Annotated in this window: 1 protein-coding gene; it reads left to right on the top strand. The window is 47.9% G+C overall.

The features are described 5' to 3' along the window. Positions 1–353, top strand: a 353-nt coding sequence (locus DWZ82_RS15795) for a DUF4368 domain-containing protein (RefSeq protein WP_243022969.1), incomplete at both ends; no start/stop codon positions are given.

Genomic DNA, 353 nt, shown 5'->3' with positions numbered 1-353 from the left:
TCCCTTACAAGGGACGAGGAACGGATTGAGGTTCTGGACAAACTGGTCATGCGGCTTTATGAGGACATGGTTGCAGGGCGTATCAGCGAGCAGAATTTCAACACCATGCTGGAAAAGACACAGACCGAGCAGACGGAGCTTAAAGCCAGAGTGTCCGAGGGCAGAAAGCGGCTGTCCGATGAAGTCCAGCTTGCCAATGACGCAAAACAATGGGTGGAAGCCATTCAGGAATATGCCAACATCACAGAGCTGGACGCAGCCACCCTTAACCGCTTAATCAAAGAAATCGTTGTGCATGAACGCATTGACGATGATAAAACAAGACACATTTCTATCGAAATTCATTTTAATCT

The sequence above is a fragment of the Butyricicoccus sp. AF35-5AC genome (assembly GCF_003477715.1).
In the GTDB taxonomy this organism is placed as follows: domain Bacteria; phylum Bacillota; class Clostridia; order Oscillospirales; family Butyricicoccaceae; genus Agathobaculum; species Agathobaculum butyriciproducens.
This window is presented reverse-complemented; position numbering and strand designations above follow the sequence as displayed.